The 24,835-nt window shown below is 71.0% G+C and carries 22 protein-coding genes and 1 riboswitch; of the genes, 6 read left to right on the top strand and 16 right to left on the bottom strand.

Translation table 11 applies throughout. The features are described 5' to 3' along the window. Positions 1 to 37 precede the first annotated feature (37 nt). The 8 genes from ACIGAN_RS12720 to ACIGAN_RS12685 form a co-directional block, all read right to left on the bottom strand. Positions 38 to 1,177 carry an ABC transporter ATP-binding protein gene (locus tag ACIGAN_RS12720; RefSeq protein ID WP_399857107.1) on the bottom strand — a complete coding sequence of 380 codons (1,140 nt, stop codon included), beginning with the start codon at positions 1,175 to 1,177 and terminating at the stop codon, positions 38 to 40. Then, the gene (locus ACIGAN_RS12715) at positions 1,174 to 2,256 is read right to left on the bottom strand and encodes an ABC transporter ATP-binding protein (RefSeq protein WP_365096542.1); all 1,083 of its coding nucleotides are present in this window, start codon (positions 2,254 to 2,256) and stop codon (positions 1,174 to 1,176) included. The genes ACIGAN_RS12720 and ACIGAN_RS12715 overlap by 4 nt, the downstream gene beginning before the upstream one ends. Next, positions 2,253 to 3,263, bottom strand: a complete 1,011-nt coding sequence (locus tag ACIGAN_RS12710; protein ID WP_365096545.1) for an ABC transporter permease — start codon at positions 3,261 to 3,263, stop codon at positions 2,253 to 2,255. Before ACIGAN_RS12710 ends, ACIGAN_RS12715 begins: the two co-directional genes overlap by 4 nt. Before the next feature lie 142 nt (positions 3,264 to 3,405). Continuing rightward, on the bottom strand, positions 3,406 to 5,172 hold the full coding sequence (locus ACIGAN_RS12705; RefSeq protein WP_365096548.1) for an ABC transporter substrate-binding protein: 1,767 nt from the start codon (positions 5,170 to 5,172) through the stop codon (positions 3,406 to 3,408). 8 nt (positions 5,173 to 5,180) lie between these two features. Next, positions 5,181 to 6,179 (bottom strand): ABC transporter permease, encoded by a 999-nt coding sequence (locus ACIGAN_RS12700; RefSeq protein ID WP_365735826.1) that lies wholly within the window; start codon positions 6,177 to 6,179, stop codon positions 5,181 to 5,183. A gap of 342 nt (positions 6,180 to 6,521) precedes the next feature. Continuing rightward, on the bottom strand, positions 6,522 to 7,322 hold the full coding sequence (locus ACIGAN_RS12695) for an enhanced serine sensitivity protein SseB C-terminal domain-containing protein (protein WP_365096553.1): 801 nt from the start codon (positions 7,320 to 7,322) through the stop codon (positions 6,522 to 6,524). A 126-nt stretch (positions 7,323 to 7,448) separates the two neighbouring features. Continuing rightward, positions 7,449 to 8,237 carry an enhanced serine sensitivity protein SseB gene (locus ACIGAN_RS12690; protein WP_365096556.1) on the bottom strand — a complete coding sequence of 263 codons (789 nt, stop codon included), beginning with the start codon at positions 8,235 to 8,237 and terminating at the stop codon, positions 7,449 to 7,451. Between the two features lie 1,080 nt (positions 8,238 to 9,317). Continuing rightward, on the bottom strand, positions 9,318 to 9,974 hold the full coding sequence (locus ACIGAN_RS12685) for an AAA family ATPase (protein ID WP_365096559.1): 657 nt from the start codon (positions 9,972 to 9,974) through the stop codon (positions 9,318 to 9,320). 224 nt (positions 9,975 to 10,198) lie between these two features. Then, positions 10,199 to 10,298: riboswitch (glycine riboswitch) on the top strand. Between the two features lie 155 nt (positions 10,299 to 10,453). Here ACIGAN_RS12685 and gcvT point away from each other — a divergent pair. The 6 genes from gcvT to ACIGAN_RS12655 all read left to right on the top strand — a co-directional run bounded on the left by gcvT (position 10,454) and on the right by ACIGAN_RS12655 (position 16,973). Continuing rightward, positions 10,454 to 11,575, top strand: a complete 1,122-nt coding sequence (gcvT, locus tag ACIGAN_RS12680) for a glycine cleavage system aminomethyltransferase GcvT (protein ID WP_399857103.1) — start codon at positions 10,454 to 10,456, stop codon at positions 11,573 to 11,575. 114 nt (positions 11,576 to 11,689) lie between these two features. Then, complete coding sequence (gene gcvH, locus ACIGAN_RS12675; RefSeq protein WP_086562694.1) at positions 11,690 to 12,067, top strand: glycine cleavage system protein GcvH; 378 nt, start codon at positions 11,690 to 11,692, stop codon at positions 12,065 to 12,067. Positions 12,068 to 12,081: 14 nt separating this feature from the next. After that, positions 12,082 to 13,344: a serine hydroxymethyltransferase gene (gene glyA, locus ACIGAN_RS12670; protein ID WP_399857101.1), complete on the top strand. Its 1,263-nt coding sequence runs from the start codon at positions 12,082 to 12,084 to the stop codon at positions 13,342 to 13,344. A gap of 108 nt (positions 13,345 to 13,452) precedes the next feature. After that, positions 13,453 to 14,820, top strand: a complete 1,368-nt coding sequence (locus ACIGAN_RS12665) for an L-serine ammonia-lyase (RefSeq protein WP_365735833.1) — start codon at positions 13,453 to 13,455, stop codon at positions 14,818 to 14,820. 103 nt (positions 14,821 to 14,923) lie between these two features. Next, positions 14,924 to 16,330 (top strand): MFS transporter, encoded by a 1,407-nt coding sequence (locus tag ACIGAN_RS12660; RefSeq protein WP_399857099.1) that lies wholly within the window; start codon positions 14,924 to 14,926, stop codon positions 16,328 to 16,330. 85 nt (positions 16,331 to 16,415) lie between these two features. Continuing rightward, positions 16,416 to 16,973, top strand: a complete 558-nt coding sequence (locus tag ACIGAN_RS12655; RefSeq protein ID WP_365096572.1) for a glycoside hydrolase family 25 protein — start codon at positions 16,416 to 16,418, stop codon at positions 16,971 to 16,973. 197 nt (positions 16,974 to 17,170) lie between these two features. Here the strand turns inward: ACIGAN_RS12655 and ACIGAN_RS12650 are convergent, their stop codons facing one another. The 8 genes from ACIGAN_RS12650 to ACIGAN_RS12615 all read right to left on the bottom strand — a co-directional run bounded on the left by ACIGAN_RS12650 (position 17,171) and on the right by ACIGAN_RS12615 (position 24,821). Further along, a complete protein-coding gene (locus tag ACIGAN_RS12650) occupies positions 17,171 to 17,833 on the bottom strand; it encodes an NADPH-dependent F420 reductase (RefSeq protein ID WP_365735837.1) in 663 nt (220 codons plus the stop codon). A gap of 160 nt (positions 17,834 to 17,993) precedes the next feature. Next, complete coding sequence (locus tag ACIGAN_RS12645) at positions 17,994 to 18,206, bottom strand: EF-hand domain-containing protein (protein ID WP_309094424.1); 213 nt, start codon at positions 18,204 to 18,206, stop codon at positions 17,994 to 17,996. Between the two features lie 47 nt (positions 18,207 to 18,253). Next, entirely contained in the window at positions 18,254 to 19,168 is a 915-nt protein-coding gene (locus tag ACIGAN_RS12640; protein WP_399857096.1) for a helix-turn-helix domain-containing protein, read from the bottom strand. A gap of 76 nt (positions 19,169 to 19,244) precedes the next feature. Then, positions 19,245 to 20,420 (bottom strand): YncE family protein, encoded by a 1,176-nt coding sequence (locus ACIGAN_RS12635; protein ID WP_399857094.1) that lies wholly within the window; start codon positions 20,418 to 20,420, stop codon positions 19,245 to 19,247. 141 nt (positions 20,421 to 20,561) lie between these two features. Beyond that, positions 20,562 to 21,170, bottom strand: a complete 609-nt coding sequence (locus tag ACIGAN_RS12630; RefSeq protein WP_399857232.1) for an ATP-binding protein — start codon at positions 21,168 to 21,170, stop codon at positions 20,562 to 20,564. 168 nt (positions 21,171 to 21,338) lie between these two features. Next, positions 21,339 to 22,106 carry an enoyl-CoA hydratase/isomerase family protein gene (locus ACIGAN_RS12625; RefSeq protein WP_365096585.1) on the bottom strand — a complete coding sequence of 256 codons (768 nt, stop codon included), beginning with the start codon at positions 22,104 to 22,106 and terminating at the stop codon, positions 21,339 to 21,341. Between the two features lie 81 nt (positions 22,107 to 22,187). Further along, on the bottom strand, positions 22,188 to 23,420 hold the full coding sequence (locus ACIGAN_RS12620; protein ID WP_399857092.1) for a L,D-transpeptidase: 1,233 nt from the start codon (positions 23,418 to 23,420) through the stop codon (positions 22,188 to 22,190). A gap of 156 nt (positions 23,421 to 23,576) precedes the next feature. Next, on the bottom strand, positions 23,577 to 24,821 hold the full coding sequence (locus ACIGAN_RS12615; protein WP_399857090.1) for a L,D-transpeptidase: 1,245 nt from the start codon (positions 24,819 to 24,821) through the stop codon (positions 23,577 to 23,579). Positions 24,822 to 24,835 lie beyond the last annotated feature (14 nt).

The following is a 24,835-nucleotide window of genomic DNA, read 5'->3' as shown; positions in this document are numbered from 1 at the left end:
CCCGCCCTGATGTGCGAGGGCGGGGGCTCGGGCGGAGTCACTTCGCCACGGGGGCGGTGGCGCCGTTCGCCGCGGCGGCCTCCTTGGCCGAGGACAGCAGCTCGGTGTCCTGCGGCTGCTGGTCCTCGAAGTTCTCCGGGTGGTGGCAGGCGACGCGCTGCCCGGCCCGCAGCTCCACCAGCGGCGGCTCGGTCGTCTTGCAGATCTGCGTGGCCTTCCAGCACCGGGTGTGGAAGCGGCAGCCGCTCGGCGGGGCGATCGGCGAGGGCACGTCGCCCTTGAGCAGGATCCGCTCGCTCTTGACGCCCCGGCGCTTGGGGTCCGGGATCGGCACGGCCGACAGCAGGGCCTTGGAGTACGGGTGCATCGGCGACTTGTAGAGCTTGTCGCGGTCGGCCAGCTCGACGATCTTGCCCAGGTACATCACCGCGATCCGGTCGGACACGTGCCGGACCACCGACAGGTCGTGCGCGATGATCACGTACGTCAGGCCGAGTTCCTGCTGGAGGTCGTCCAGCAGGTTCACCACCTGGGCCTGGATCGACACGTCCAGCGCGGAGACCGGCTCGTCGGCCACCACGAGCTTGGGGTTGAGCGCGAGCGCGCGGGCGATGCCGATGCGCTGGCGCTGACCGCCGGAGAACTCGTGCGGATAGCGGTTGTAGTGCTCGGGGTTGAGGCCGACCACCGACAGCAGCCGCTGGACCTCCTTCTTCACGCCGCCCTCGGGCTGGACGCCCTGGAGCCGGAAGGGGGCGCCGACGATCGTGCCGATCGTGTGCCGGGGGTTCAGCGAGGAGTACGGGTCCTGGAAGATCATCTGGACGTCGCGGCGCATGGGGCGCAGCTCGCCGGTCTTCAGGTGCGTGATGTCCTTGCCCTCGAACTCGACCGTGCCGCCAGTCGGTTCGAGCAGCCGGGTGATCAGCCGGCCCATGGTGGACTTGCCGCAGCCCGACTCGCCGACGACGCCGAGCGTCTCGCCCTTGCGGACCTCGAAGTCGATGCCGTCGACGGCCCGGACCGCGCCGGTCTGCCGCTGGAGCAGGCCCTTGCGGATCGGGAAGTGCTTCTGCAGGCCGGTCACCTTCAGCAGGATCTCGCCGTCGGCGGTGGTGTCCTGGGTGAGGGTGCTGCCGCTGGTGTCCGGTTCGCTCACCGTTTTGTCGTCGCTCACAGCTTCGGCGCAATCTCTTCGGTCCAGATACGCTCCCGCTGCTCCTGGCTCAAGTGGCAGGCGGCCCAGTGCGAGCCGCCGACCTCGGTCAGCTCGGGGCGGACCGTGCGGGTGACGTTGTCCTTCGGGATGTCCGCGTACGGGCAGCGCGGGTGGAAGGCGCAGCCGGACGGGAGGTTGATCAGGGAGGGCGGCGCGCCCTTGATCGGGATGAGCCGGTCGGTCTCCTCGCGGTCCAGCCGCGGCATCGAGCCGAGCAGGCCCCAGGTGTAGGGGTGGCGGGGAGCGGAGAAGACGTCCTCGGCGGGACCGCGCTCCACGCACCGGCCGCCGTACATGACCAGCAGGTCGTCGGCCATCTCGGCGACCACGCCCAGGTCGTGGGTGATCATGATGACCGCGGAGCCGAACTCCTTCTGCAGATCGTGGATCAGGTCCAGGATCTGCGCCTGCACGGTCACGTCCAGCGCGGTGGTCGGCTCGTCCGCGATGAGCAGCTCGGGGTTGTTCACCAGGGCCATGGCGATCATGGCCCGCTGGCGCATGCCGCCGGAGAACTCGTGCGGGTAGCCGTCCACGCGCTTGGCGGGCTCGGGGATGCCGACCCGGTCGAGCATCTCGATCGCGCGCTGCTTGGCGACCTTCTTGCTGACGTCGTGGTGGACGCGGTATGCCTCGACGATCTGCTGCCCCACCGTGTAGTAGGGGTGCATCGCCGACAGCGGGTCCTGGAAGATCATGGCCATCTTCCGGCCCCGCAGCCGCCGTACGTCGTCGGGGTCGGCCGCGATCAGCTCCTGGCCGTCCAGCCAGACCTCGCCGGAGACGTGGGCGCGCGCCGAGCGGTGCAGGCCCATCACACCGAGGGAGGTGACGGACTTGCCGGAGCCGGACTCGCCCACGATGCCCAGGGTCTTGCCCTTGCGCACGTCGAAGCTGACGCCGTCGACGGACTTGACCAGGCCGTCGTCGGTGTCGAAGTGGATGCGCAGATCGCGGACGGACAGGAACACGTCGTCCGGGACGGACGGGGCGGTGGTGTCCGGTTCGCCGAGCGCGGCTTTGTCGAGCTTGCTCACGAGTACCTCACCCGGGGGTCGATGGCGGCGTACACCAGGTCGACGATCAAGTTGCAGAAGACGATGAAGAACGCGGCGACCAGGGTCACGCCCATCACGATGGGCAGGTCGTTGTCCTTGATGGCCTGGACCGAGTAGGCGCCGATGCCCTGGAGGGAGAACACGGTCTCGGTGAGCACCGCGGTGCCGACGAGGGTGCCGAAGTCCATGCCGAAGATGGTGACGATCGGGGTGAGCGCGGAGCGCAGGCCGTGCTTGGTCACGACCGTGGTCTCCTTCAGACCCTTGGCCCTGGCCGTTCTGATGTAGTCCTCGCTCATCGTCTCCAGCATGCCCGCCCGGGTGAGCCGGGCGTAGAGCGCGGAGAAGAGGAAGGCGAGGCTGATCCAGGGCAGCATCAGATGCCAGGCCCATTCGGCGGGGTTCTGGGTGAAGGGGACGTAGTCGATGCTGTCCCAGACGGGGATCTCGTAGACGAACAGCGCGAGCAGGATCTGGCCGGTGAAGAAGATCGGCAGCGAGACGCCGGCGAGCGCGATGAACATGGAGATGCGGTCGATGGGCCGGCCCTTGCGCAGGGCCGAGATGACACCGGTCGTCACACCGGAGATCACCCAGATCACCGCCGCGCCGACGGCCAGCGAGAAGGAGACCGGGATCCGCTGCTCCAACTGCGGCCACACCTCGATGTGGCTCTTGAAGGAGTACCCGAAGCAGGGTGCGCTGCAGTGCGTCGCCTCGGGACCGAACCGGTAGTCGGCACCCGCCACGAGGCCCTTGACGAAGTTCCAGAACTGCTCGTAGACGGGCTGATCCAGTCCCAGGTTCTTCTTGATCGCGGCGACGGACTCGGGGTTCGCGTCCTTGCCGACGTACTGGGTGGCCAACTGGTCGGCCGTCTGGCCCCCGAGACGGGGCACCAGGAAGAAGATGGCGAAGGTGACTGCGCTGACCACCAGCAGCAACAGCACCGCGCCCATGACGCGTCGGAGGATGTACGCAGCCACAGCTGTACGGCCCCGGGTGGGGGGCGGGGGGGGGGGGGCGCCCCCCCCCCCGGGGGCCCGGCGGGGGGGGGGGGGGGGGGGGGGGCCCCCCGCGCCCACCCGGTGCCTTCACCTGCCTTTCGAAAGGATCCGGCCTGCTGACTTACTTCGCGGAGCTCATCAGCAGGTAGTCGTACATGCCGAGGTAGGCCTGCGTGACCGTGACGTTGGTCGCGGACGTGGGCCGCAGCAGCAGGTTCTTGCGGTAGATCAGCGGGACGACCGAGGCGTTGTCGAGGACCATCTTGTCGATGTCGCCCCAGGCCTTGGTGCGGGCGGCGTCGTCGGTGTTGGCGATCGCGTCCGTCAGGGCCTTGTTGATCTTCGGGTCGTCCAGCTCCATCAGGTTGTTGCCGCCGGAGGGCTTGATGGCGGCACCGTTGATGATCTGGTCGAGGAAGCCGTAGCCGGTCGGCCAGTCGGCACCCCACGCCATCGAGAGCATGCCGAGCTTGTTCTCGTGGACGTAGGACGGGACACCGGCGAAGTTGGAGAAGTACTTGCCGGAGGGGAACTGCTTGATCTCGATGTTGATGCCGATCTTCTTCAGCGACGCCTGGACGGCCGTGGCGGCCGCGACCTCGGCGGGCCGGTCCGAGCGGGCCGTGAGGATCGTGTTGAAGCCGTTCGGCTGGCCGCAGGCCTTCAGCTCGGCCTTGGCCTTGGCGACGTCACCCTTGTGACCGTCGGTCGCGTAGGTGTCGAACTTGGTGTAGCCGTTGACCGACGGCGGCAGCAGCGTGGTCGCCACGTCGCCCTTCGGCGAACCGCCCATCGCGTCCAGGACGGACTGCTTGTCCAGACCCCACTGGACGGCCTTGCGGCAGTGCTCGTTGTCGAACGGCTTCACGTTGACGTTGAGCGCGATGTACTGCGTGGCGCCCGCGTAGGAGCCGTCCGTCTGGTTGGCGAGCTTGCCGCGCAGGACCTTGGGCTGGGTCTGCGGCTGCACACCGGTGCCGGCCGCGTCAGCCGTGATCTTGTCGGAGATCAGGTTGTTGTCGACCGTGACCGGGTTGACCTTGAACTTGATCGTGATCTTGTCCGGCAGGGCCTTGCGGATCGGGTCCGTCTTCGGGTCCCACTGCTTGTTGCGCACGAGGGTGGCGCCGCGGCCCTCCTCGTAGGACTGGAACTGGTACGGGCCGGAGGACTGGATCGCCTGCACGTACTTCGCGCCGGTGTCCTTCGCCTTCGGCACGGGCGCCGTCTGCGAGAACGTCGCCAGGTAGTCGAAGTCGGCGAAGGGCTGCTTCAGCTTGAAGACGATCGTGCGGTCGTCCGGCGTCTCGATGGACTTGATGCCGTCGGCCGACTTGTCCTTGTAGGGACCCTTGTACTTGTCGCCGCCCTCCAGGTAGGCCTTGAAGTACGTCGGGCCGTTGGACAGCGCCTCGGGCGCGAAGTTGGAGCGCTCGATGGCGTACTTGACGTCCTTGGACGTCACCGGGGTGCCGTCCTGGAACTTCACTCCGGTACGCAGCTTGTACGTCCAGGTCTTGGCGTCCGGGCTGGACTTGCCGAGGGACTCGGCGAGGTCCGGCACGACCTCCAGGCCTTCCTTGCCCGCCGCCGGCTTGAACGTGGTGAGCGTCCGGCCGTAGAGGCGGGAGAAGTTCTGCACCCAGCCGTAGTACGTGTTGCCCGGGTCGAGGGAGTCCGGCACGTCCGAGTGCTCGTACGTGACCGTCCCTCCCTTCTTGTCCGACGCGTTGACGATCGAGTTCAGCGCGGCGTCCTTCTTGCCGCTGCCTCCCCCGTCGTTGTCGTCACCGCCGCCGCCGCACGCGGCAGCACCCAGCGACAGTGCCAGGACCGACGCAACGCCGGCGGTCACCCTTCTCGTCTTCACCTGAGGAAGCCCCCTCATTCGATGGATCACTTGCTGCGAGGGTCGAGGGCGTCACGCAGCCCGTCACCCAGCAGGTTGAAGGCCAGGACGGTGATGAAGATCGCCAGTCCGGGCACGAACATGTACTGCGGATCAGCCGTGTAGAGATCCACAGCGTTGCTGAGCATGCCTCCCCAGGAGGCCTGCGGCGGAGCGATACCGACGCCGAGGAAGCTCAGCGCGGCCTCGAACAGGATGTTCGTCGGGATGATCAGCGTCGAGTAGACGAGGATCGGCGCGACGAGGTTCGGGAGGAGCTCCCGGAACAGGATGTACGGGCCGCGCGCCCCGAGGCTCGTGGAGGCCTCGATGAACTCCCGCTTGCGCAGGGTCATGGTCTGCGCCCGCACGATGCGGCCGATGTACGGCCAGCTGAAGAAGCCGATCACGAAGATCAGCACGCAGATGCGCAGGGACAGGCCGTCGAGACCGAAGAACCCGTCCTGCACGGAGGCGGAGATCGAGATGGCGAACAGCAGCAGCGGGAACGCCAGGAAGGTGTCCATCAGCCGGCTGATGACGCTGTCGACCCAGCCGCCGTAGTAGCCGGCGATCACACCGAGCACGGTGCCGATGCACACGGACAGCAGCGTGGCGCCGCCGGCGACCAGCAGGGAGACCCAGGAGCCGTCGATGATGCGGGCGAGCATGTCGCGGCCGTACTGCGGGTCCACGCCGAGCGGGTGGTCCCAACTCATGCCGCCCCAGCCGCCCTTGGGGGCGAGCAGCGCGGGGTCGATCAGGTCCTGGTTGAACTTGTTGGGATCGAGGTCGAAGATCCACTGGATCGGCTTGGAGAACACCGCCATCAGCACGAGCAGGACGACGATGACGCCGCCGGCCATCGCCACCTTGTCCCGCTTGAAGCGCATCCAGGCGATCTGGGTGAGCGAGCGCCCCTCGATCTGGCTCTTCTTGACCCCGGAGAGCACGGCCTCGGGCTGTGCTCCGGCTTCCGCCCCGGTGGTCTCGATCGGTGCGGTCACGGTGCGATTGACCCCTCTCGGGCCGGCGATCGCCTAGCCCCTGGCTGCCGCTGTAGCGGTTTTGTTTGTCTCGTACACGCGACCTGCCGGCCCGTGTCTTGCCGGGAGTCTTCAACGCTTTGGCGATCAGTTGCCAGACTTGGCGGTGAAAGGATGCGTAAACGTGATGCTGTCTGGGGGGTTCCGTTATCCGGACGACGGGTAACAGGGGTCGGACGCGTCGAGCTAGGGGCATTTTAGGACGTACCTGAGCATCTCACCCTTATCTACGCGCGAAGAGCTGAACTTTCCTCGTCTTCGCGCGGGGGTGGGAAACCGGCCTCGGCAGGGGTGCCGGACGGCTCAGAACCTGCCCTGGGCGGGCGGGTATCCGTAGCCGGACGCGGGGGCCTGGACGGGGGCCGTGGCGTGGGCCTCGCGGTCGTAGAAGGGGCGGGCGTTCGCCCGCAGCCACATGGCGACCGGGTCGTGTTCGTCGGACATCGCGACGGTGGAGACGGGCAGTCCGTCCGGGACGGCGCCGAGGGACTGCTGCATCATCGCGCGCACGGAGTCCACGGCCGGCGGCGAGGTGTCGTACACCTCCAGTCCGATGGCGAGGTACGGCGCGCCGAGCGCGGGCTGCACCCAGGCGCGGCGCAGCGCGCGGACGGCCGGGGTGCGGTGGGCGTTCTGCGCGAGCAGGGCGTAGAACTGCGGGACCTCGATGGCGGGTTCGGACAGCCGCAGCGGTCCGGCGGGCTGGCGGTCCAGGCCCGTGGCGATTCTGCGCAGGTCGAGCCAGGGGATGCCGACGCCGCCGCCCGGGGCGTGCGGGTTGAGCCAGAGGCCGTAGTGGTCGGGGTAGAGGGCGCGGGCCACGTCGACGCCGTCGACCACCTCGTAGGAGCGGTTCCAGCCGCTGGCCGACAGCTCCTGCGCGGAGGTCACGCAGGGCGCGTAGCCGTAGCCGTCGACCTCCATGTTTCCGTACTGGGCGTCCGGGGAGCCGGCCTGGCCGTGCCACAGGAGCATCCAGATCTGGCCGGTGTGCGGGGTGGCGAGCGCGCGCAGGAGTGCCTCGTAGGCGTCGTAGCGCCCGGGCGTGACCTGGCGCAGCATGTGCTCGACCTGTCCGGCCGCGGCCGTGCCGCTCGCGCTCACCTTTACCGCCCCTTCGTACAACGCCTCGACCGTGACCTAGCTTAAGCCCGCCCACCGGCTCGGGACTTGCCTCGTGCGGCGCGTGCGGATCCGCGCGTGGTCCGCCGCGCGTCCGGGCCGGCCGCCCTACCGCTGGTAGAAGGGCCGGACCCGGTCCTTCATCCAGTGGCCCACCGGGTCCTCCGCCACGTCGAGCAGGACGAGGTTGACGGGCCAGGGCGCAGGCGCCGCGGTGACGGCCCGGGTCAGGGCCTCCAGCGGCAGGGCCCGCAGGTCGCCCTCCCACTGGGAGAGTTCGACGCCCACGAACATCACCGGGTCGGCCGTCTCGATCGCGGCGAGGCAGCGGCGGGCGGTGAGCACGACACCGATCGCCTCGAACTCGGCGGAGGCGGCGGCCAGGAAGTCCACCGGGTCGTCCTGCCAGTCGGGCTCGAACAGGCGGACCCGGCCGCCGCTCGCGGGGCCGTCCAGCGGGGTCCGGCCGGCCCGGCACAGGTCGGCGACGGCGGGGGGCGGCAGGGGTATGCCGACCACGCCGCCGGGGTTGACGACGATCCCCGCGTGCGGGGGGAGGCCGCGGGCGAACTCCACGGCGGGCGCGATGGTGTACGCCATGTGCGGCCCCGCGCCCAGGCGGAACTGCTCCTCCGAGCTGAACACCGGCACGAACGCCTGGCCGTCGATCTCGACGGCGGGCAGGTCGAGCGGGCCGCTGTGCGGGCCGCCGCCGTTGGGGAGCGGGACCCAGACGAAACTCCGGCCGAGCACCTCGACGATCCGCCCGCCCGCCGCGGGGCCGGCGCCGAGCGCCGCCGAGAGCACCTCCTCCAGCTCGTTGCCGGGCCAGCCACCGTGCGGGTGGGTCTGCGTCTGCGCCGGGAAGTCCGCGGAGAAGTCCGCCGGGAAGTCCATCTGCCTACCGCCTGCCTGAAACCACTGCTGAGGCGAAAAGGCTAACGGCTCGGACGCCACGAGTGACCGGATCATGCCGACCGGCCACCCGCCCACGGACCGACCGGCCCGCCACCGAGCTCCGACCGCCCGCCGAGCTGCGACCGTCCGACCGTCCGCCGAGTTACGACCGTCCGCCGACCGGCGGCCGTCCTCGACCAGGGGCCGGACGCCGCCCCACACCCCGCCTCCCGGCCCCGGGCCGTTCCACCGAGCGGCCACCCGGCGGGCTGTCCGCACCGGGGGGGGGTGGGCGTCACGCCGCCGTGGTGCGGGGGTGTCGGCCGACGGGTGAGTCCGGGGCGCGGGGGTTTCGGCCGGCAGGTCCGTCCGTCCCCGGCGCGGAGAGGCCGGTGGTCAATTCGCCGCACGGGCCCGTCGGCCGACGGGTTCTTCCGCGGCACGGGGGCGTCGGCCCGGAGGTACCGTCCCCGGCACGGGAGCGGCCGGCGGGCCAGTCCGCCACACGGGGCCGTCCGCCGACGGGTGAGGTCACGGCGCGGGACCTTCGACCGACAGGTCCGTCCCCGGCACGCGAGCGGCCGGCAGGCCAGTCCGCCACACGGGGCCGTCCGCCGACGGGTGAGGCCCCGCCGGGGGGCCATCGCCCAGCAGGTCCATCCCCGGCGCGGGAGCAGCCGGCGGGCCAGTCCGCCACACGGGTGCCATCGGCCCACGGGTTCGTCCGCGGCACGGGGCCCTCGGCCAGCAGGTCCATCCCGGCCCAGGAGCGGCCAGCAGGTCAGTCCGTCACGCGGGGCCGTCGGCCCACGGGTTAGTCCGCGGCGCGGGACCACCGGCCAGCAGGTCCGTCCCCGGCACGCGAGCGCGGGGCCTTCGACCGGCAGGTCCGCCCGCGGCGCGGCGTCGGCCCGCGGTCCGGCCGCGGCGCCCCGGCGGGTCGGTCCGTCGGGCTCAGCCGGTGGCCGGCGGAGCCGTTCGGTGGGGTTTCGGGGGTCGCCTCCGGCCCAGCCGGCTCGTGGTCGTCGTGCCGTTCTCCGTGTGTCGCGGCCGTCCCGGGCGCTCGGCCGGTGCCGGCCGTCACCCCGTGAAGCCGATGCGGCGGAGCGCGTTCGCCGTGGCCCGGTCGGCGAGGACGGCCGAGCCGCAGCCGGAGGGGAGGTCGCCCTGGGCCACGGAGCGCAGCAGGCGGGTGGTGGCCGCGCGGTGGCGCAGGAACGCGTAGCGCGAGACGCCGCGGCCGCGGTCGCGCTGGCCGGCCAGGGCCTGCTCGGGGGTGACGTCGAGGAGGAGCAGGTGCAGGGCGCCGCCCCGGCGGCGGGCCTCGCGGGCGAGCCAGCGGCGGACCCACGCCTGCGTGCCGCAGTCGTGCACCACCAGGCCCTCGCCCGAGCGCAGCGCGCGCCGCAGCCCGGCGTAGTGGGCGAGCCGGACCAGCGGCCGGTAGACCGCGTACGGCAGGAAGCCCGGCATGCGGCGCTCCCAGCGGTCGCGGGTGTCCTGGGAGTCGACGCGCCGGCCGGGGACCGTGCGCCGCATGAGCGTGGACTTGCCGCTGCCGGGCAGGCCCGTGACCACGACGATGTCCCGGGGACCGAACAGCAGCGCGTGCGGGCCGGGGCGGTCGCGCAGATCGCGGACGACCGGCGCCGGGCCGCGGACCGCCCGGGCCGGAACGGCCGGCTGCTCGGGCAGCGCGATGCCCGTGGTCGTGGCGTACGCCCTGGTCCTGTTCACCGTGATCGTCCTCCCCTGGGGCCAGGTACGGAGTCCCATCCCCGCCGAGTGTAAAGAGAAGGTAATGCCGCAGACCTCTCATTTCCGTGCTCTTCCTGCAACAGGGCTGCTACAGGTCGCCGGTCCGGCGGCGCTCGGGACTCGCGCACTCCCTGTGAAAGGTCCCCCTGCCGCGCCCGAAGGATGCGTGCAATGATGTGCGCGCCAACTGCATACCGGCCGTTTGAATCCGCGCGGGAGAGTTCCCAGCACCGCTGACGCTGGGGCGCCGAAGGAGCAAGTCCCTCCCTTGAATCTCTCAGGCACCGTTACCGCGCGGGCGAGGCACATCTGAAAAGCGGGCCCTCCCCTGCCCCCGGCAGGCCGGCTCCACCCAAGGTGCAAGCCATGGACCAGCGCGGTCATGGCGAACCTCTCAGGTTCCGATGACAGATGGGGAGGAACGACCTCGCCGTCATTGCCTTGGGAGACGACCGACCGTGAGCAGTACAGGACAACTCCGTCACACCGCGCTCGATGCCCTGCATCGCTCGCTCGGCGCGACGATGACCGACTTCGCCGGCTGGGACATGCCCCTGCGCTACGGCTCCGAGCGCGACGAGCACACCGCCGTGCGCACACGGGCCGGGCTGTTCGACCTCTCCCACATGGGTGAGATCACCGTCACCGGTCCGCAGGCCGCCGCCCTGCTCGACTACGCCCTGGTGGGCAACATCGGCGGTGTGAAGCCGGGCCGCGCCCGCTACACGATGATCTGCCGGGCCGACGGCGGCATCCTCGACGACCTGATCGTCTACCGGCTGGGCGAGACGGAGTACATGGTCGTCGCCAACGCCTCCAACGCCCAGGTCGTGCTGGACGCGCTGACCGAGCGGGCCGCCGGCTTCGACGCCGAGGTGCGCGACGACCGGGACGCCTACGCGCTGATCGCCGTGCAGGGCCCCGAGTCCCCCGGCATCCTGGCCTCCCTCACCGACGCCGACCTCGACGGGCTGAAGTACTACGCCGGCCTGCCCGGCACGGTCGCCGGGGTCCCGGCCCTGATCGCCCGCACCGGTTACACGGGCGAGGACGGCTTCGAGCTGTTCGTGAAGCCGGAGCACGCCGTGGAGCTGTGGCAGGCGCTGACCAAGGCCGGCGAGGGCGCCGGACTGGTCCCGTGCGGGCTGTCCTGCCGCGACACGCTGCGCCTGGAAGCCGGCATGCCGCTGTACGGGCACGAGCTGACCACCTCCCTGACGCCGTTCGACGCCGGTCTCGGCCGCGTGGTGAAGTTCGACAAGGAGGGCGACTTCGTGGGCCGCGAGGCCCTGCGCGAGGCCGCCGCCCGGGCCGAGCAGAACCCGCCGCGCGTGCTGGTCGGCCTGGTCGCCGAGGGCCGCCGCGTCCCGCGCGCCGGGTACGCCGTCGTCGCCGGCGGCGAGGTGATCGGCGAGGTCACCTCCGGCGCCCCCTCCCCCACCCTGGGCAAGCCGATCGCCATGGCCTACGTGGACGCCGCACACGCCGCGCCCGGCACGCCCGGCGTGGGCGTGGACATCCGGGGCAGTCACGAGCCGTACGAGGTCGTGGCGCTGCCCTTCTACAAGCGCCAGAAGTAGACACTGGGCCACGGGCGCCGCAGGGCCCCGGGCCCGGCCCCTCACGCCCCCTCACCCCGCTCACCAGCGGTCCCCCTTCACCAGCACTCCCGCGCGTACAGGAGAATTCAGGCCATGAGCAACCCCCAGCAGCTGCGCTACAGCAAGGAGCACGAGTGGCTGTCGGCCGCCGAGGACGGCGTGTCGACGGTCGGCATCACGGAGCACGCGGCCAACGCGCTCGGCGACGTGGTCTTCGTCCAGCTCCCCGAGGTCGGTGACACGGTGTCCGCGGGCGAGACCTGCGGCGAGCTGGAGTCGACCAAGTCGGTGTCCGACCTGTACTCCCCGGTCTCCGGTGAGGTCACCGAGGTCAACGAGGACGTCGTGAACGACCCGTCGCTGGTGAACTCGGCCCCCTTCGAGGGCGGCTGGCTGTTCAAGGTGCGGGTCACGGACGAGCCGGGCGACCTGCTCTCCGCCGACGAGTACACCGCGTTCTCCGCCGGCTGAGGAGTCGTAGCCGTATGTCCGTCCTGAACACACCCCTGCACGAGCTCGACCCGGCCGTCGCCGCCGCGGTCGACGCCGAGCTGCACCGCCAGCAGTCCACGCTGGAGATGATCGCCTCGGAGAACTTCGCCCCGGTCGCGGTCATGGAGGCGCAGGGCTCGGTCCTCACCAACAAGTACGCCGAGGGCTACCCGGGCCGCCGTTACTACGGCGGCTGCGAGCACGTCGACGTGGTCGAGCAGATCGCGATCGACCGGGTCAAGGAGCTGTTCGGCGCCGAGCACGCCAACGTGCAGCCGCACTCGGGCGCCCAGGCCAACGCGGCCGCGATGTTCGCGCTGCTCAAGCCGGGCGACACGATCATGGGCCTGAACCTCGCCCACGGCGGTCACCTGACCCACGGCATGAAGATCAACTTCTCCGGCAAGCTCTACGACGTCGTCGCCTACCACGTGGGCGAGGACGGCCGGGTCGACATGGCCGAGGTCGAGCGGCTGGCCAAGGAGTCCAGGCCGAAGCTGATCGTGGCCGGCTGGTCCGCCTACCCGCGGCAGCTGGACTTCGCCGGGTTCCGCCGGATCGCGGACGAGGTCGGCGCGTACCTGATGGTCGACATGGCCCACTTCGCCGGTCTCGTGGCGGCCGGGCTGCACCCCAACCCGGTGCCGCACGCGCACGTGGTCACCACCACGACCCACAAGACCCTCGGCGGCCCGCGCGGCGGTGTGATCCTCTCCACGGCCGAACTGGCCAAGAAGATCAACTCCGCTGTCTTCCCCGGTCAGCAGGGTGGTCCGCTGGAGCATGTGATCGCCGCCAAGGCCGTCGCCTTCAAGGTCGCCGCCTCGGAGGACTTCAAGGAGCGCCAGCGCCGTACGCTGGAGGGTGCCCGCATCCTGGCCGAGCGTCTGGTGAAGGACGACGTCCGGGCCGTGGGCGTGGACGTGCTGTCCGGCGGCACGGACGTGCACCTGGTCCTGGTCGACCTGCGCGAGTCCGAGCTGGACGGGCAGCAGGCCGAGGACCGGCTCCACGAGATCGGCATCACCGTCAACCGCAACGCGATCCCCAACGACCCGCGTCCGCCGATGGTGACGTCCGGTCTGCGGATCGGCACCCCGGCCCTGGCCACCCGCGGATTCCAGGCGGAGGACTTCGCCGAGGTCGCGGACGTCATCGCCGAGGCGCTGAAGCCGTCGTACGACGCGGAGGCCCTCAGGACCCGGGTGAAGGCCCTGGCCGGCCGGCACCCGCTGTACCCGGGTCTGAACCCGTAACGAGCGACGGCCACCCGTCGCGAAGAAACCTTTCGGGCGCCGCGCCGGCCACAAGCGGGCGCGGCACCCGCCCCCTTGGCACCACCCCCGTAGTCAGGAGTTCCCCCCGTGGCCATCTCGGTCTTCGACCTGTTCTCGATCGGCATCGGCCCGTCCAGCTCCCACACCGTCGGCCCGATGCGCGCGGCCGGCCTGTTCGTCCGGCGGCTGCGCAACGAGGAGCTTCTGGGGTCCGTCGCCTCGGTCCGGGCGGAGCTGTACGGCTCGCTCGGCGCCACCGGCCACGGCCACGGCACGCCCAAGGCGGTGCTGCTCGGCCTGGAGGGCGACTCGCCGCGCACGGTGGACGTGGAGACGGCCGACGAGCGGGTGGAGGCGATCAAGGCCGGCGGCCGGCTGAACCTGCTCGGCGAGCACGAGATCGCGTTCTCCTTCGACGACGACATGGTCCTGCACCGCCGCAAGGCCCTGCCGTACCACGCGAACGGCATGACGCTGTGGGCGTACGACGCCTCGGGCGCTGAGCTGCTGACCAAGACCTACTACTCGGTCGGCGGCGGCTTCGTCGTCGACGAGGACGCGGTCGGCGCGGACCGCATCAAGCTCGACGACACCGTCCTGAAGTACCCCTTCCGCACGGGCGACGAGCTGCTGCGCATGGCCCGGGAGACCGGCCTGTCCATCTCGGCGCTGATGCTGGAGAACGAGCGGGCCTGGCGGACCGAGGAGGAGATCCGCGCGGGCCTGCTGGAGATCTGGCGCGTGATGCAGTCCTGCGTGGCGCGCGGCATGTCCCGCGAGGGCATCCTGCCGGGCGGTCTGAAGGTGCGCCGGCGGGCCGCCAACACCGCGCGCAAGCTCCGCTCCGAGGGCGACCCGCAGGCCCTGGCGATGGAGTGGATCACCCTCTACGCCATGGCCGTGAACGAGGAGAACGCGGCCGGGGGCCGGGTCGTCACCGCCCCGACCAACGGCGCGGCCGGCATCATCCCGGCGGTCCTGCACTACTACATGAATTTCGTGCCGGGCGCCGACGAGGAGGGCGTGGTCCGCTTCCTGCTCGCCGCGGGCGCGATCGGCATGCTGTTCAAGGAGAACGCCTCCATCTCCGGCGCCGAGGTCGGCTGCCAGGGCGAGGTGGGCTCCGCCTGCTCCATGGCGGCGGGCGCACTGGCCGAGGTCCTCGGCGGGTCCCCGGAGCAGGTGGAGAACGCGGCCGAGATCGGCATGGAACACAACCTGGGCCTGACCTGCGACCCGGTCGGCGGCCTGGTCCAGATCCCGTGCATCGAGCGCAACGGCATGGCGGCGGTCAAGGCCGTCACCGCCGCCCGCATGGCGATGCGCGGCGACGGCTCCCACAAGGTGTCCCTGGACAAGGTCATCAAGACGATGAAGGACACGGGCGCGGACATGTCCGTGAAATACAAGGAGACCGCCCGCGGCGGGCTCGCGGTGAACATCATCGAGTGCTGACGGCCGTGCGGGCCGACGTCCCACATCGCGAGATGGCTGTACCGCGAAACAAGATGGCTGGCATGGTGGCGGCAGCCATGTTTCACGCGTGAAAGACCCAGCGATGCCAGCCACCGGTCCAGCCCCGACGCCCGTCAACCCGCGGTCGCGCGTCCTCGTCGCCAGCCTCGTCGGCACGACGATCGAGTTCTACGACTTCTACATCTACGCGACCGCCGCGGTGCTCGTCTTCCCCGAGCTGTTCTTCCCGGACAGCGACCCGACCACCGCGCTGCTGTCGTCCTTCGCGGTCTTCGGCGCCGCCATGGTCGCCCGCCCCGTCGGCGCGGTGGTCTTCGGGCACCTCGGTGACCGGCTCGGCCGCAAGAAGACGCTCGTCGTCTCCCTGCTGACCATGGGCATCGCCACGTTCCTGATCGGCGTCCTGCCCACCTACGCCCAGGCCGGCTGGGTGGCCACCGCGCTGCTGGTGCTGATGCGGCTCGCGCAGGGCTTCGCGCTCGGCGGGGAGTGGAGCGGCGCCGCCCTGGTCGCCACCGAGAACGCCCCCAGCGGCAAGCGCGCCCTGTACGGCACCTTCCCGCAGCTGGGCGCCCCGCTGGGGTTCGTCATCGGCAACGGCCTGTTCCTGGCCATGGGCGCGCTGCTGCCCTCCGCGGCCGGCGCCGATCCCTCGCAGCCCTCGGACGCCTTCCTCGTGTGGGGCTGGCGCGTGCCGTTCCTGTTCTCGGCGGTGATGGTCGCCATCGGCCTGTGGGTGCGCTCCCGCCTCGTCGAGTCGGAGGTGTTCACCAGGACCCGCGCGGCGGGCGGGGTGCGGCGGCTGCCGCTGGCCACCGTGGTGCGCGACCACGGCAGGCAGCTGGTCCTGGGCACCTTCATCATGCTGGCGACCTATGTGCTCTTCTACCTGATGACCACGTTCTCGCTCAGCTACGGACGCGCCGCGAAGGACGCCGCCGTGCCCGGACTGGGGTACGGCTACACCACCTTCGTCCTGATGCTGATCTTCGGCGTGCTGTTCTTCGCCGCCTTCACCCTGGTCTCCGGCCCGCTCGCCGACCGGTACGGACGGCGCACCACGCTGATCCTGACCACCTCGGCGATCGTGGTCTTCGGCCTGGTCTGGGCGCCGCTGATCGGTCTGGGCACCTTCGGCGTGGTGCTGTGGCTCGTGCTCGGCTTCACCCTGATGGGCCTGACGTTCGGCCCCATGGGCGCGCTGCTGCCCGAGCTGTTCCCGACCAGCGTGCGCTACACCGGCTCCGGCATCTCGTACAACGTCAGCTCGATCCTGGGGGCGGCGGTCGCCCCGTTCATCGCCGTGGCGCTGTGGGAGGCCGGGGACGGCTCGCCCCGGCTGGTGGGTCTCTACCTCTCGGCGATGGCCCTGCTGACGCTGATCGCGCTGCTCCTCGGCAAGGAGACCAGGCACGTCTCCCTGGACGAGGGCGAGGCGGCCCCCGCCGGCGACCCGGCCCCCGCCGTCACCGCGCCCCGCGAAAGCTGACGTTTCCGCATCGGCCCGCAGCAGCCCGTGCCATGGTGGTGGACACCGACTCCCCCTCCCCCACCAGCACTTCAGGGAGCCCTCCATGCTGCGCGGTATCGACGTGAGTTCCTACCAGTCCTCCTCCTACGACACCGACGGCCTCTCCTTCGTCTTCGTGAAGGCGACGGAGGGGCGGTCCTACGTGAACCCCAAGCTGGCCGCCCAGACCGAGCGGGCGCGGGACGCCGGGCTGGTCGTCGGCTTCTACCACTTCCTGTGGCCCGGCAACCTCACCGCCCAGGCCGAGTACTTCCTCGGCAAGGCACCGGACCGGGCGGGCGACATCCTCGCCGTCGACTGGGAGACGACCGGCGACGGCACCCACGCGAGCAACGCGGAGAAGGACCGGTTCCTGCGCAAGCTCAAGGAACTCCGCCCGGACAACCGGGTGGTGCTCTACTGCAACCGGAACTTCTGGCTCAACGTGGACACGACCTCCTATGCCGGCGACGGGCTGTGGATAGCCGACTACGTCACCGCGGGCAAGCCCCGCATCAAGGCGAAGTGGCGCTTCCACCAGTACACCGACGACCCGCTGGACAAGAACGTCGCCGACTTCGGGACCAGGGCGGCACTGCGCACGTGGGCCACGAGCGCCTGACCTCCCCCGGCCGAGGGCCTGTCGTTTGGATCACGTCGCAGACGCGTGGTCCGGCACGCACATCTGCGGCGTTGTCGTCGGTCGCCGACGCTCCGCGTCGACTTCCTCCTCCACCTTGCAGCTGCACGCACCAGACCACGCTCCCCGGCGCTGAACAGCACCGTCACGTTCCTGCGACCTGATCCAAACGACAGGCCCTAGCCGCGGAAGTCCGCCGTGCGCTCCGGGGACGCCTCCGACAGGGCCTTCGTGACCTCCTGGATCCCGCCGCGCAGGCCGTAGACGGGGGTGCCGGGCTGCTGGCGCCAGGAGTCGTCGAGGCCGCCCGCGTCGACCGTGTCGAAGCCGAGTTCCTCGATCAGCGCGCGCACCTTCCCCTTGGCCGCCTCGTCGTCGCCGGCCACCGGGAGGGCCAGACGGCCGGGGTCGCCGGCCGGGCGGTGGCGGTCCAGGATGTCCTGGGCGTAGGTGCCGTTGAAGGCCTTGATCACGGGGTGGCCCAGCTGCCGTTCCGTCCAGCGGCTCTCGGTGAGGCCCTCGTCCTCGATCCCGGCGATCCGGCCGTCGCGCTGCTGCGGGTAGTAGTTGCCGGTGTCGATGACCGCGACGCCCTCCGCCGCGCCGTCGAGCACGCCGGACGGCAGGTCCGGGACGGCCTTCAGGGGGATGGTCACCACGACGATCTCGGCGCCCCGCGCGGCCTCCCCGACCGGTACGGGCGTCGCGCCGGTCTCCTCCGCCAGGGCGGTGAGGGTGTGCGGGCCGCGGGAGTTGGCGACGGACACCTCGTGGCCCAGGGCGGTGAGCCGCCGGGTCAGGTTGCCGCCGATGTTGCCCGCTCCGATGATGCCGATCTTCATGTCCTCGCCCTTCCGGGGGGTGGATAGCGCCTCGCGGATCCTTGTGCCCGGGGTCAACCCCCAGGGCGGGAGCGCTATTCCTCGCCGCACGCGGGAAGGACGAAGGGGCCCGGTCCGTGCGGACACGGACCGGGCCCCTTCGTTCGCGCGTACGGGCGGCCTACTTGTTCAGGTAGCCCCAGAACTCGTCGAAGCTCAGCTTCTTGTCGCCGTCCAGGTCGCGGCTCTTGATCACGACCTCGGCGACCGACTCGGTCACGTTCCAGTCACCCGACCGGGCCAGGGCGGTCTTGAACTCGGCAGCGGTGATGAGTCCGTCACCGTCCGTATCGATCCGCTCGAACTGCTTGCGTGCTTCCTCGATGTCCGCCACCGGTCGCCCCTCGTCTCGTGCTGTACGTCGTGCTGACGCAGGTCAGATTAACCGCCCGCACGGGCTTCCAGTGCGGCGGCCACCCAGGCGAACTCCTCCCGGCGGGCCACCCCGGGCCCGGCGCCCTTCACGACGGCGAGCAACTCCCGGTAACGGGCGATCCGGTGGGTGGCGTGCGCACGCAGCCGGTCGAGTACGGCGGCGGGGTCGGCCTGGCCCAGGAGGTCGTCCAGCATCCGGCCGGCCTCCGGCGAGTCGGGGGCGAGGCCCCGCTCGCGGGCCTCGGCTCCCAGCCGCACCAGCCGCCGGGAGAACCGCAGGGACGCCCCGGCGGGCGCGTCCGGGCCGCGGTCGGCCGCGTTGGACTCGGCGACCCCGCGCATCTCGGCCCTGAAGCCGGGGTCCTGCAGCAGTTCGGCCAGTTCCAGCCAGGCGTCGACCTGTTCGGGCGTCGGTTCCTCGGGCAGGTCGGCGGCGGTGTGCCGCATGCGTTCGCGGATCAGCGGGTCGGCCGTGTCCAGCCCGTGGAAGATCTCGTCCACGAACTCCTCCAGGATGCGCCGCCGTTCGGCCGCCGACAGCCGTGCCAGCTTGTTCATCAAGGTCATCTCCTCCGCTCCGGAACCGCGCTGGGCGACCGTCGACAGCACCGCTCGGGTGACCTTCAGCGACCGGATCCGCGCGTCCAGTGCGACGACGTGGGCGGCCGCGACCTGCGCCACCGTCGCCTCGCCGGCCAGCACCCGGCGGACGTCCGCGAGGCCCAGGCCGAGCTCGCGCAGCGTCCGGATCAGCTCGAGGCGGGCCACCGAGGCGGCGTCGTACAGCCGGTATCCGCCCTCCGACCGGGCCACCGGGGGCAGGGCGCCCTCGTCGGACCAGTAGCGGATGGTGCGGACGGTCAGTCCGGTGGCCCGGGCCAGGGCGCCGATGGTGAGCAGTGCGGTGCCGTCGTCGGTCATGTGCGCGAGTCTGGACCCTCCAGCGGCCGGAGACTCAAGCGGCGGTCCCGGCCGCCTCGCGGACGGCGGACGGGCGTCAGCGGAAGACGCCCGTGTGGCCGAGCGAGTAGCGGCCGGGCTGCGGGTAGACCGCGAGGCCGTGCGGGCCGCTGCCGACGGGGATGCGGGCGAGCTGGGCGCCGGTGCGGGTGTCGATGGCGTACACCTCGGCGTCGTAGCGGCCGGAGAGCCACAGCACCTTGCCGTCGGCGGAGACGCCGCCCATGTCGGGGCTGCCGCCGTCGGGCAGCCGCCACTTCTTGGTGAGCTGGTCGCGCGTGAAGTCGAAGACGGAGATCGTGCCCTCGCCGCGGTTGGACACGTACATCTCGCGGGAGTCGCGGCTGACGTAGAGGCCGTGGCAGCCCTTGCCGGTGGGCAGCAGGGTGGGCTCGGTGAAGCGGTCGCCGTCCAGGACCCACATGCCGTGGGCCATCATGTCGGCGATGTAGAACCTCTTGCCGTCGGGTGAGATCTTCACGTCCTGCGGCATGGCGCCTTCGAACGGCAGCCGCTGCTGTCCGACGACCTCCATCTTCTCGGTGTCGACCTTGAGCAGTTCGCCGCTGAACTCGCAGGAGACGATGAAGTAGCGGCCGTCGAGGGAGAAGTCGGCGTGGTTGACGCCGTAGCAGGAGACCGGGACGGTCTTCTCGACCGCCATGGTGTGCGGGTCGCGGAAGACCAGCTCGCGGTCGAGGGAGGCCATGACGACGGCGTACTTGCCGTGGGGCGTGAAGTAGAGGTTGTAGGGGTCGTGGACCTCGACCTCCTTGCCCGCCCTGCCGGTCTTCGGGTCGATCGGGGTGAGGGTGTGGCCGCGGTTGTTGTTGACCCAGAGCGTCTTCAGGTCCCAGGAGGGCACCACGTGCTGGGGCTGCCGGCCCACGCGGATCGTCCGGACGATCTCGTACGTCTTCGGGTCGATGACGGAGACGGTGTCGGACTCGGTGTTGGGGACGTAGACCCGGGACGGGAAGTCCTTGACCACCGGGGACAGCTTGTTCGGCCGGTCGGCCGCGTACACGTCCTGCGGGTCGAGGACCGGCGGCATGCCGGGCAGGCCCTCGACGGGCTTCTTCTCGGGCGGGGCGGGCACGGCGGCCTTGGTGCCGCGCGCCTCGGAGGCCTGCTCCCCGTCCGTGCCGCAGGCGGCGAGGACGGCGAGGGCGGCGCCTGTGACCAGGGCGGTCTTGACGAGGTGACGGTGCATTCCCCCATTTAAGGGGCGGTGTTCCCGGAAACGGGCTATTCGCCCGACCGGCGGCCGGGTGGGCCGAGCCGCGGGGACCGGGTGGGCCGAGCCCCGGGGACCGGGTGGGCCGTGCCGCGCGGGCCCGCTGCCCCGGCCCGCTCAGCGGTCGGCGACCCGCATCTCGAACCAGGTGGTCTTGCCGCGGGGCAGCAGGTCGACCCCCCAGCGGTCGGCCAGCTTGTCGACCAGGAACAGCCCCCGGCCGCTGACGTCCATCTCCTGCACCGGCATCAGGCACGGCAGCCCGCGGGAGGGATCGCGCACCTCGACGCGGATCCAGCCGCGCCGCCGGTGCAGACGGAGCCCGAAGACACGGGCGCCGGTGTGGCGCACGGCGTTGCCGACCAGTTCGGAGACCAGGAGCACCGCGTCCTCCGTGGTCCTGGGCGTGAGCCCCCAGTGCCGCAGGACGACGACCTGGGTGAGCCGCCTGGCGGTGGCCGCGGACTCGGGGCGGGACGGCAGTGGAACCTCTGCCTCCGCCGGGTTGCCGTACAACTCCAGCGCCTTCAGCGCGTGTTCGTCCTCGACGGCCGGCGACCAGCGCGCCGCGGCCGCATGAGCGTGCCCCCGCGGCTGTTCCCTACCCTCCAGCCCCGCCATGCCCCCATCATGGCCGTCCGGGCCGTCCGCCGTGGCCGTTCCCGGTGAATGCGCCCCGGGGGACGGACCCCGGGCCGACGGTCCTCCGTCATATGCCAACGGCACTTCGGCCTGGTCCGCACCCGGGCTGACCTGCTGGAACGGACCGTTCCGGAGCAATCGGCGGCCTCCCTCGACCGAGCATGCTTAAGGTTGCCTTAAGGCTGCCATAAACCGCCCCATCGAGGGACCCGGATCAGACACGGTGTCAATTGCAACCCCCTCGGGGGATGTTCAGAGGAACTTCGCCTTGCCCGGCCCTTCCTCCACGAAGCTGCGCATCCCGCGCTCGCGGTCCTCGGTGGCGAACAGGCCGGCGAACCAGTTCCGTTCGATCGCGAGACCGGTGTCGAGGTCCGTCTCCAGGCCCGCGTCGATCGACTCCTTCGCGGCGCGCAGCGCGAGGGCCGGGCCCTTGGCCAGCCGCGCGGCCCAGGCGTGCGCCTGCGCGTAGACCTCGTCGGCGGGCACGACCCGGTCGACCAGGCCGATCTCCTCGGCCTCGCCGGCCGTGACCATCCGGCCCGTGAAGATGAGGTCCTTGGCCTTGGAGGGACCGACCAGGCGGGCCAGGCGCTGGGTGCCGCCGGCGCCGGGGATCAGGCCGAGCAGGATCTCCGGCTGGCCGAGCTTGGCGTTCTCGCCGGCGATGCGGTAGTCCGCGCAGAGCGCGAGCTCGCAGCCGCCGCCCAGGGCGTAGCCCGTCACGGCCGCGACGACCGGCTTGGGGATGCGGGCCACCGCCGTGAAGGAGTCCTGCAGGGCGCGGGCGCGCAGCACCATCGCCGCGTGGTCCATCGCCTGCATCTCCTTGATGTCGGCGCCGGCCGCGAACACCTTCTCGCCGCCGTAGACCACCACGGCCCGCACGTCGTCGCGGCGCGTGGCCTCCTCGGCGAGTTCCTTCAGCCGGTCCTGCGTGGCGATGTCCAGCGCGTTCATGGGCGGTCGGTCCAGCCGGAGCGTGCCGACGCCTTCAGCGACTTCGAGAGAGACGGTCATGGGCAGCAGGTTAACGGGGATTAACGGACGGGGCCCCGGTGCGGTCGGTCACACCGGGGCCCTGCCGTCAGTCGAGGGGTGCTACTTCTTCCACTTCTCCCACGACATGTTCCAGCCGTTGAGCCCGTTGTCCGGGTCGACGGTCCGGTCCTCGGAGTTCTTGACGACGACCACGTCGCCGACCATGGAGTTGTCGAAGAACCACGCGGCCGGCACCTTCTTGTCCCAGCCGCCGCGCACGTCGCGCAGGCCGATGCAGCCGTGGCTGGCGTTGTAGTTGCCGAAGGCTCCGCTCGCCCAGTAGTTGCCGTGCAGGAACGTGCCGGAGGTGGTGAGGCGGACGGCGTGCGGGACGTCCTTGATGTCGTACTCGCCGCCGTAGCCGACGGTCTCGCCGTTCATCCGGGTGACCGTGAGCATCTCGCTGATGACCATCTGGCCGTTCCAGGTCTCCATGCCGGGCTTGCCGGTGGTGACGGGGATGGTCTTGACGACCTTGCCGTCCCGCGTGACCTTCATGGTCAGCTTCTTGGCGTCGACGACCGAGACCTGGTTGCGGCCGATGGTGAACTCGACCTTCTTGTCCTGCTCGCCGTAGACGCCGGGGCGGCCCTCGACGCCGTCGAGGTTGAGGTCGACGGTGACCTTGGTGCCGGGCTTCCAGTACTTCTCGGGGCGGAAGTCGAGCCGGTCGTTGCCGAACCAGTGGCCCTCGACGTCGACGGCCGGCTCGGTCTTGATGCGGATGGCGTTCTCGACGGCCTCCGGGCTGGTGATGCCCCGGGAGAAGCGGAGGGAGAACGGCATGCCGACGCCGACCTTGGAGCCGTCCTCGGGCGTGAAGGTGCCGATGAAGGTGTTCTTCGGCGTCAGCGTCGTGAAGCCGGCGTCCTCCGCGGCGGTGCGGCCCTCGGAGTCCTTGGCGACCGCGTGGACGGTGTACTTGGTGGCACCGGCCAGGTGGGTGGACGGCGTCCAGGTGGCGCCGTCGCCGGACATCTTCCCGTCGATCCGCCTGCCCTCGGCGTCCTTGACGACGACCTCCGAGAGCTTGCCCTTGGCCGCGGTGACCTTCAGTGCCCCGCTGGTCTCGACGGACTTGGCCCCGTCCTTCGGCGTGATGCTGACGACGGCCTCGGACTGCTTGCTCTGCGCGGTGTCCGCGCCCTTGCCCTTGCCGCCGTCCGCGCCGGAACCGGAGCCGCCGTCCCCGCCGCCGCACGCCGTCACGGCGAACAGCAGCGCGCCGACGGCGAGCGCGAGCCTGCCGGTCCCGCGTCCAACCGACGCCCCCGATATCGGTCGCACGTTCAAGTGGTTCTCCCCTCCCCGGACCTGGTCAGGCCCGCTCCCCGGCGCGTGTCCCCCGCGCACCGGCGAATAGTAACCACCAAGTGAGCGGCCCCGGCGGCCCGCGAATGTCACTGTTCGGTCCCAACGGCGGCCGGGTCAACGCGCCCCCCTGTCCGGTTACTTCACCGCACTGCCCGCCTTCCACGCATTCCAGCCCATATTCCAGCCCCCGAGCCCGTTGTCGGGAGCGACCGTTTTGTCATTGCTGTTGACCACCTCGACGACGTCCCCGACCAGGCTGCGGTCGAAGAACCAGCCGGCCGGGGTGTCCGAGCCGCCGCCCTTGACATCGCGCAGCCCGATGCAGCCGTGGCTGACGTTGGTGCGGCCGAAGACGCTGCGGTGGGCCCAGTAGTTGCCGTGCAGGAAGGTGCCCGAGTCGGTCAGGCGCATGGCGTGCGGGACGTCGGGGATGTCGTACTCGCCCTTGCCGTTCCGCTTCTTGAAGCCGACCGTGGCGCCGTTCATGCGGGTGACCTCCAGCATCTCGGTCACCACCATCTTGCCGTTGTACGTGGTGGTCCTCGGGGCCCCGGCGGTGACCGGCACGGTGGCGAGCGGTTCGCCGTCGCGCCGCACCTCCATGGAGTGCCGGGCGGCGTCGACCACCGAGATCTGGCTGCGGCCGACGGTGAAGGAGAATCTCTTGTCCTGCAGGCCGTAGAGGCCGGGGCCGCCCTTGACGTCCCGCAGGCGCAGCGCGACGGTGACCTTCGTGCCGGGTTTCCAGTAGTGCTGGGGGCGGAAGTCGAGCCGGGTCCGGCCGAACCAGTGCGGGCGGATCTCGACGGCCGGGCGGGCGGTGACCCGCACCGCGCGCTCGACGGCCGCCCGGTCGGCGATCCGCCGGCTGAACTGCAGCGAGACGATCATGCCGGTGCCCACCGTGGCGCGGTGCTCCGGCGTGACGTAGCCGATGAAACGCTCCTTCGGGACGTACGTGGTGAAGGTGGTGCGCCGGGCCGAGCGGCGTCCGTCGCCGTCCACGGCCACGGCGTCGACCGTGTACCTGGCGCCGAGCGCGAGCCGCTTCTCCTCGGGTTCCCAGGTCAGGCCGTCGGCCAGGATGTGCCCGGGCACGGGGGTCTCCTGCGCGTCCTGCGAGCGGACGACCCTCACCGACTCCAGCCGGCCGTCGGGCACGCGCACCCGCAGGTCCTCCCCGGGGCGCACGCCCCGGGTGCCGTCGCCGGGCGAGACCTCGATGACGTCCTCGGGCACCGGGGGCGCGCCGAACACCCCGGCGATACCGCCGCCGTCGTCCGAGGTGCAGCCGGTGGCCCCGGCGAGGAGCCCTGCCCATGTCACTACGGCGGCCAGCGCGGCCCTCGCGCGCCGCGCGCGCCCTTGTACGTGCCTCACGAGGTGCCCAACGA

Origin of the sequence: Streptomyces sp. NPDC085931, assembly GCF_044540565.1 — a bacterium.
GTDB lineage: Bacteria > Actinomycetota > Actinomycetes > Streptomycetales > Streptomycetaceae > Streptomyces.
This window is presented reverse-complemented; position numbering and strand designations above follow the sequence as displayed.

Bases quoted from the DNA above. Each gene is read 5' to 3' on its own strand.
- ACIGAN_RS12705 (WP_365096548.1), bottom strand. From the start codon at position 5,172: ATGAGGGGGCTTCCTCAGGTGAAGACGAGAAGGGTGACCGCCGGCGTT.
- ACIGAN_RS12640 (WP_399857096.1), bottom strand. From the start codon at position 19,168: ATGACCGACGACGGCACCGCACTGCTCACCATCGGCGCCCTGGCCCGG.
- ACIGAN_RS12690 (WP_365096556.1), bottom strand. From the start codon at position 8,237: ATGGACTTCCCGGCGGACTTCTCCGCGGACTTCCCGGCGCAGACGCAG.
- ACIGAN_RS12625 (WP_365096585.1), bottom strand. From the start codon at position 22,106: ATGACCGTCTCTCTCGAAGTCGCTGAAGGCGTCGGCACGCTCCGGCTG.
- ACIGAN_RS12650 (WP_365735837.1), bottom strand. From the start codon at position 17,833: ATGAAGATCGGCATCATCGGAGCGGGCAACATCGGCGGCAACCTGACC.
- ACIGAN_RS12655 (WP_365096572.1), top strand. From the start codon at position 16,416: ATGCTGCGCGGTATCGACGTGAGTTCCTACCAGTCCTCCTCCTACGAC.
- glyA (WP_399857101.1), top strand. From the start codon at position 12,082: ATGTCCGTCCTGAACACACCCCTGCACGAGCTCGACCCGGCCGTCGCC.
- ACIGAN_RS12635 (WP_399857094.1), bottom strand. From the start codon at position 20,420: ATGCACCGTCACCTCGTCAAGACCGCCCTGGTCACAGGCGCCGCCCTC.
- ACIGAN_RS12660 (WP_399857099.1), top strand. From the start codon at position 14,924: ATGCCAGCCACCGGTCCAGCCCCGACGCCCGTCAACCCGCGGTCGCGC.
- gcvH (WP_086562694.1), top strand. From the start codon at position 11,690: ATGAGCAACCCCCAGCAGCTGCGCTACAGCAAGGAGCACGAGTGGCTG.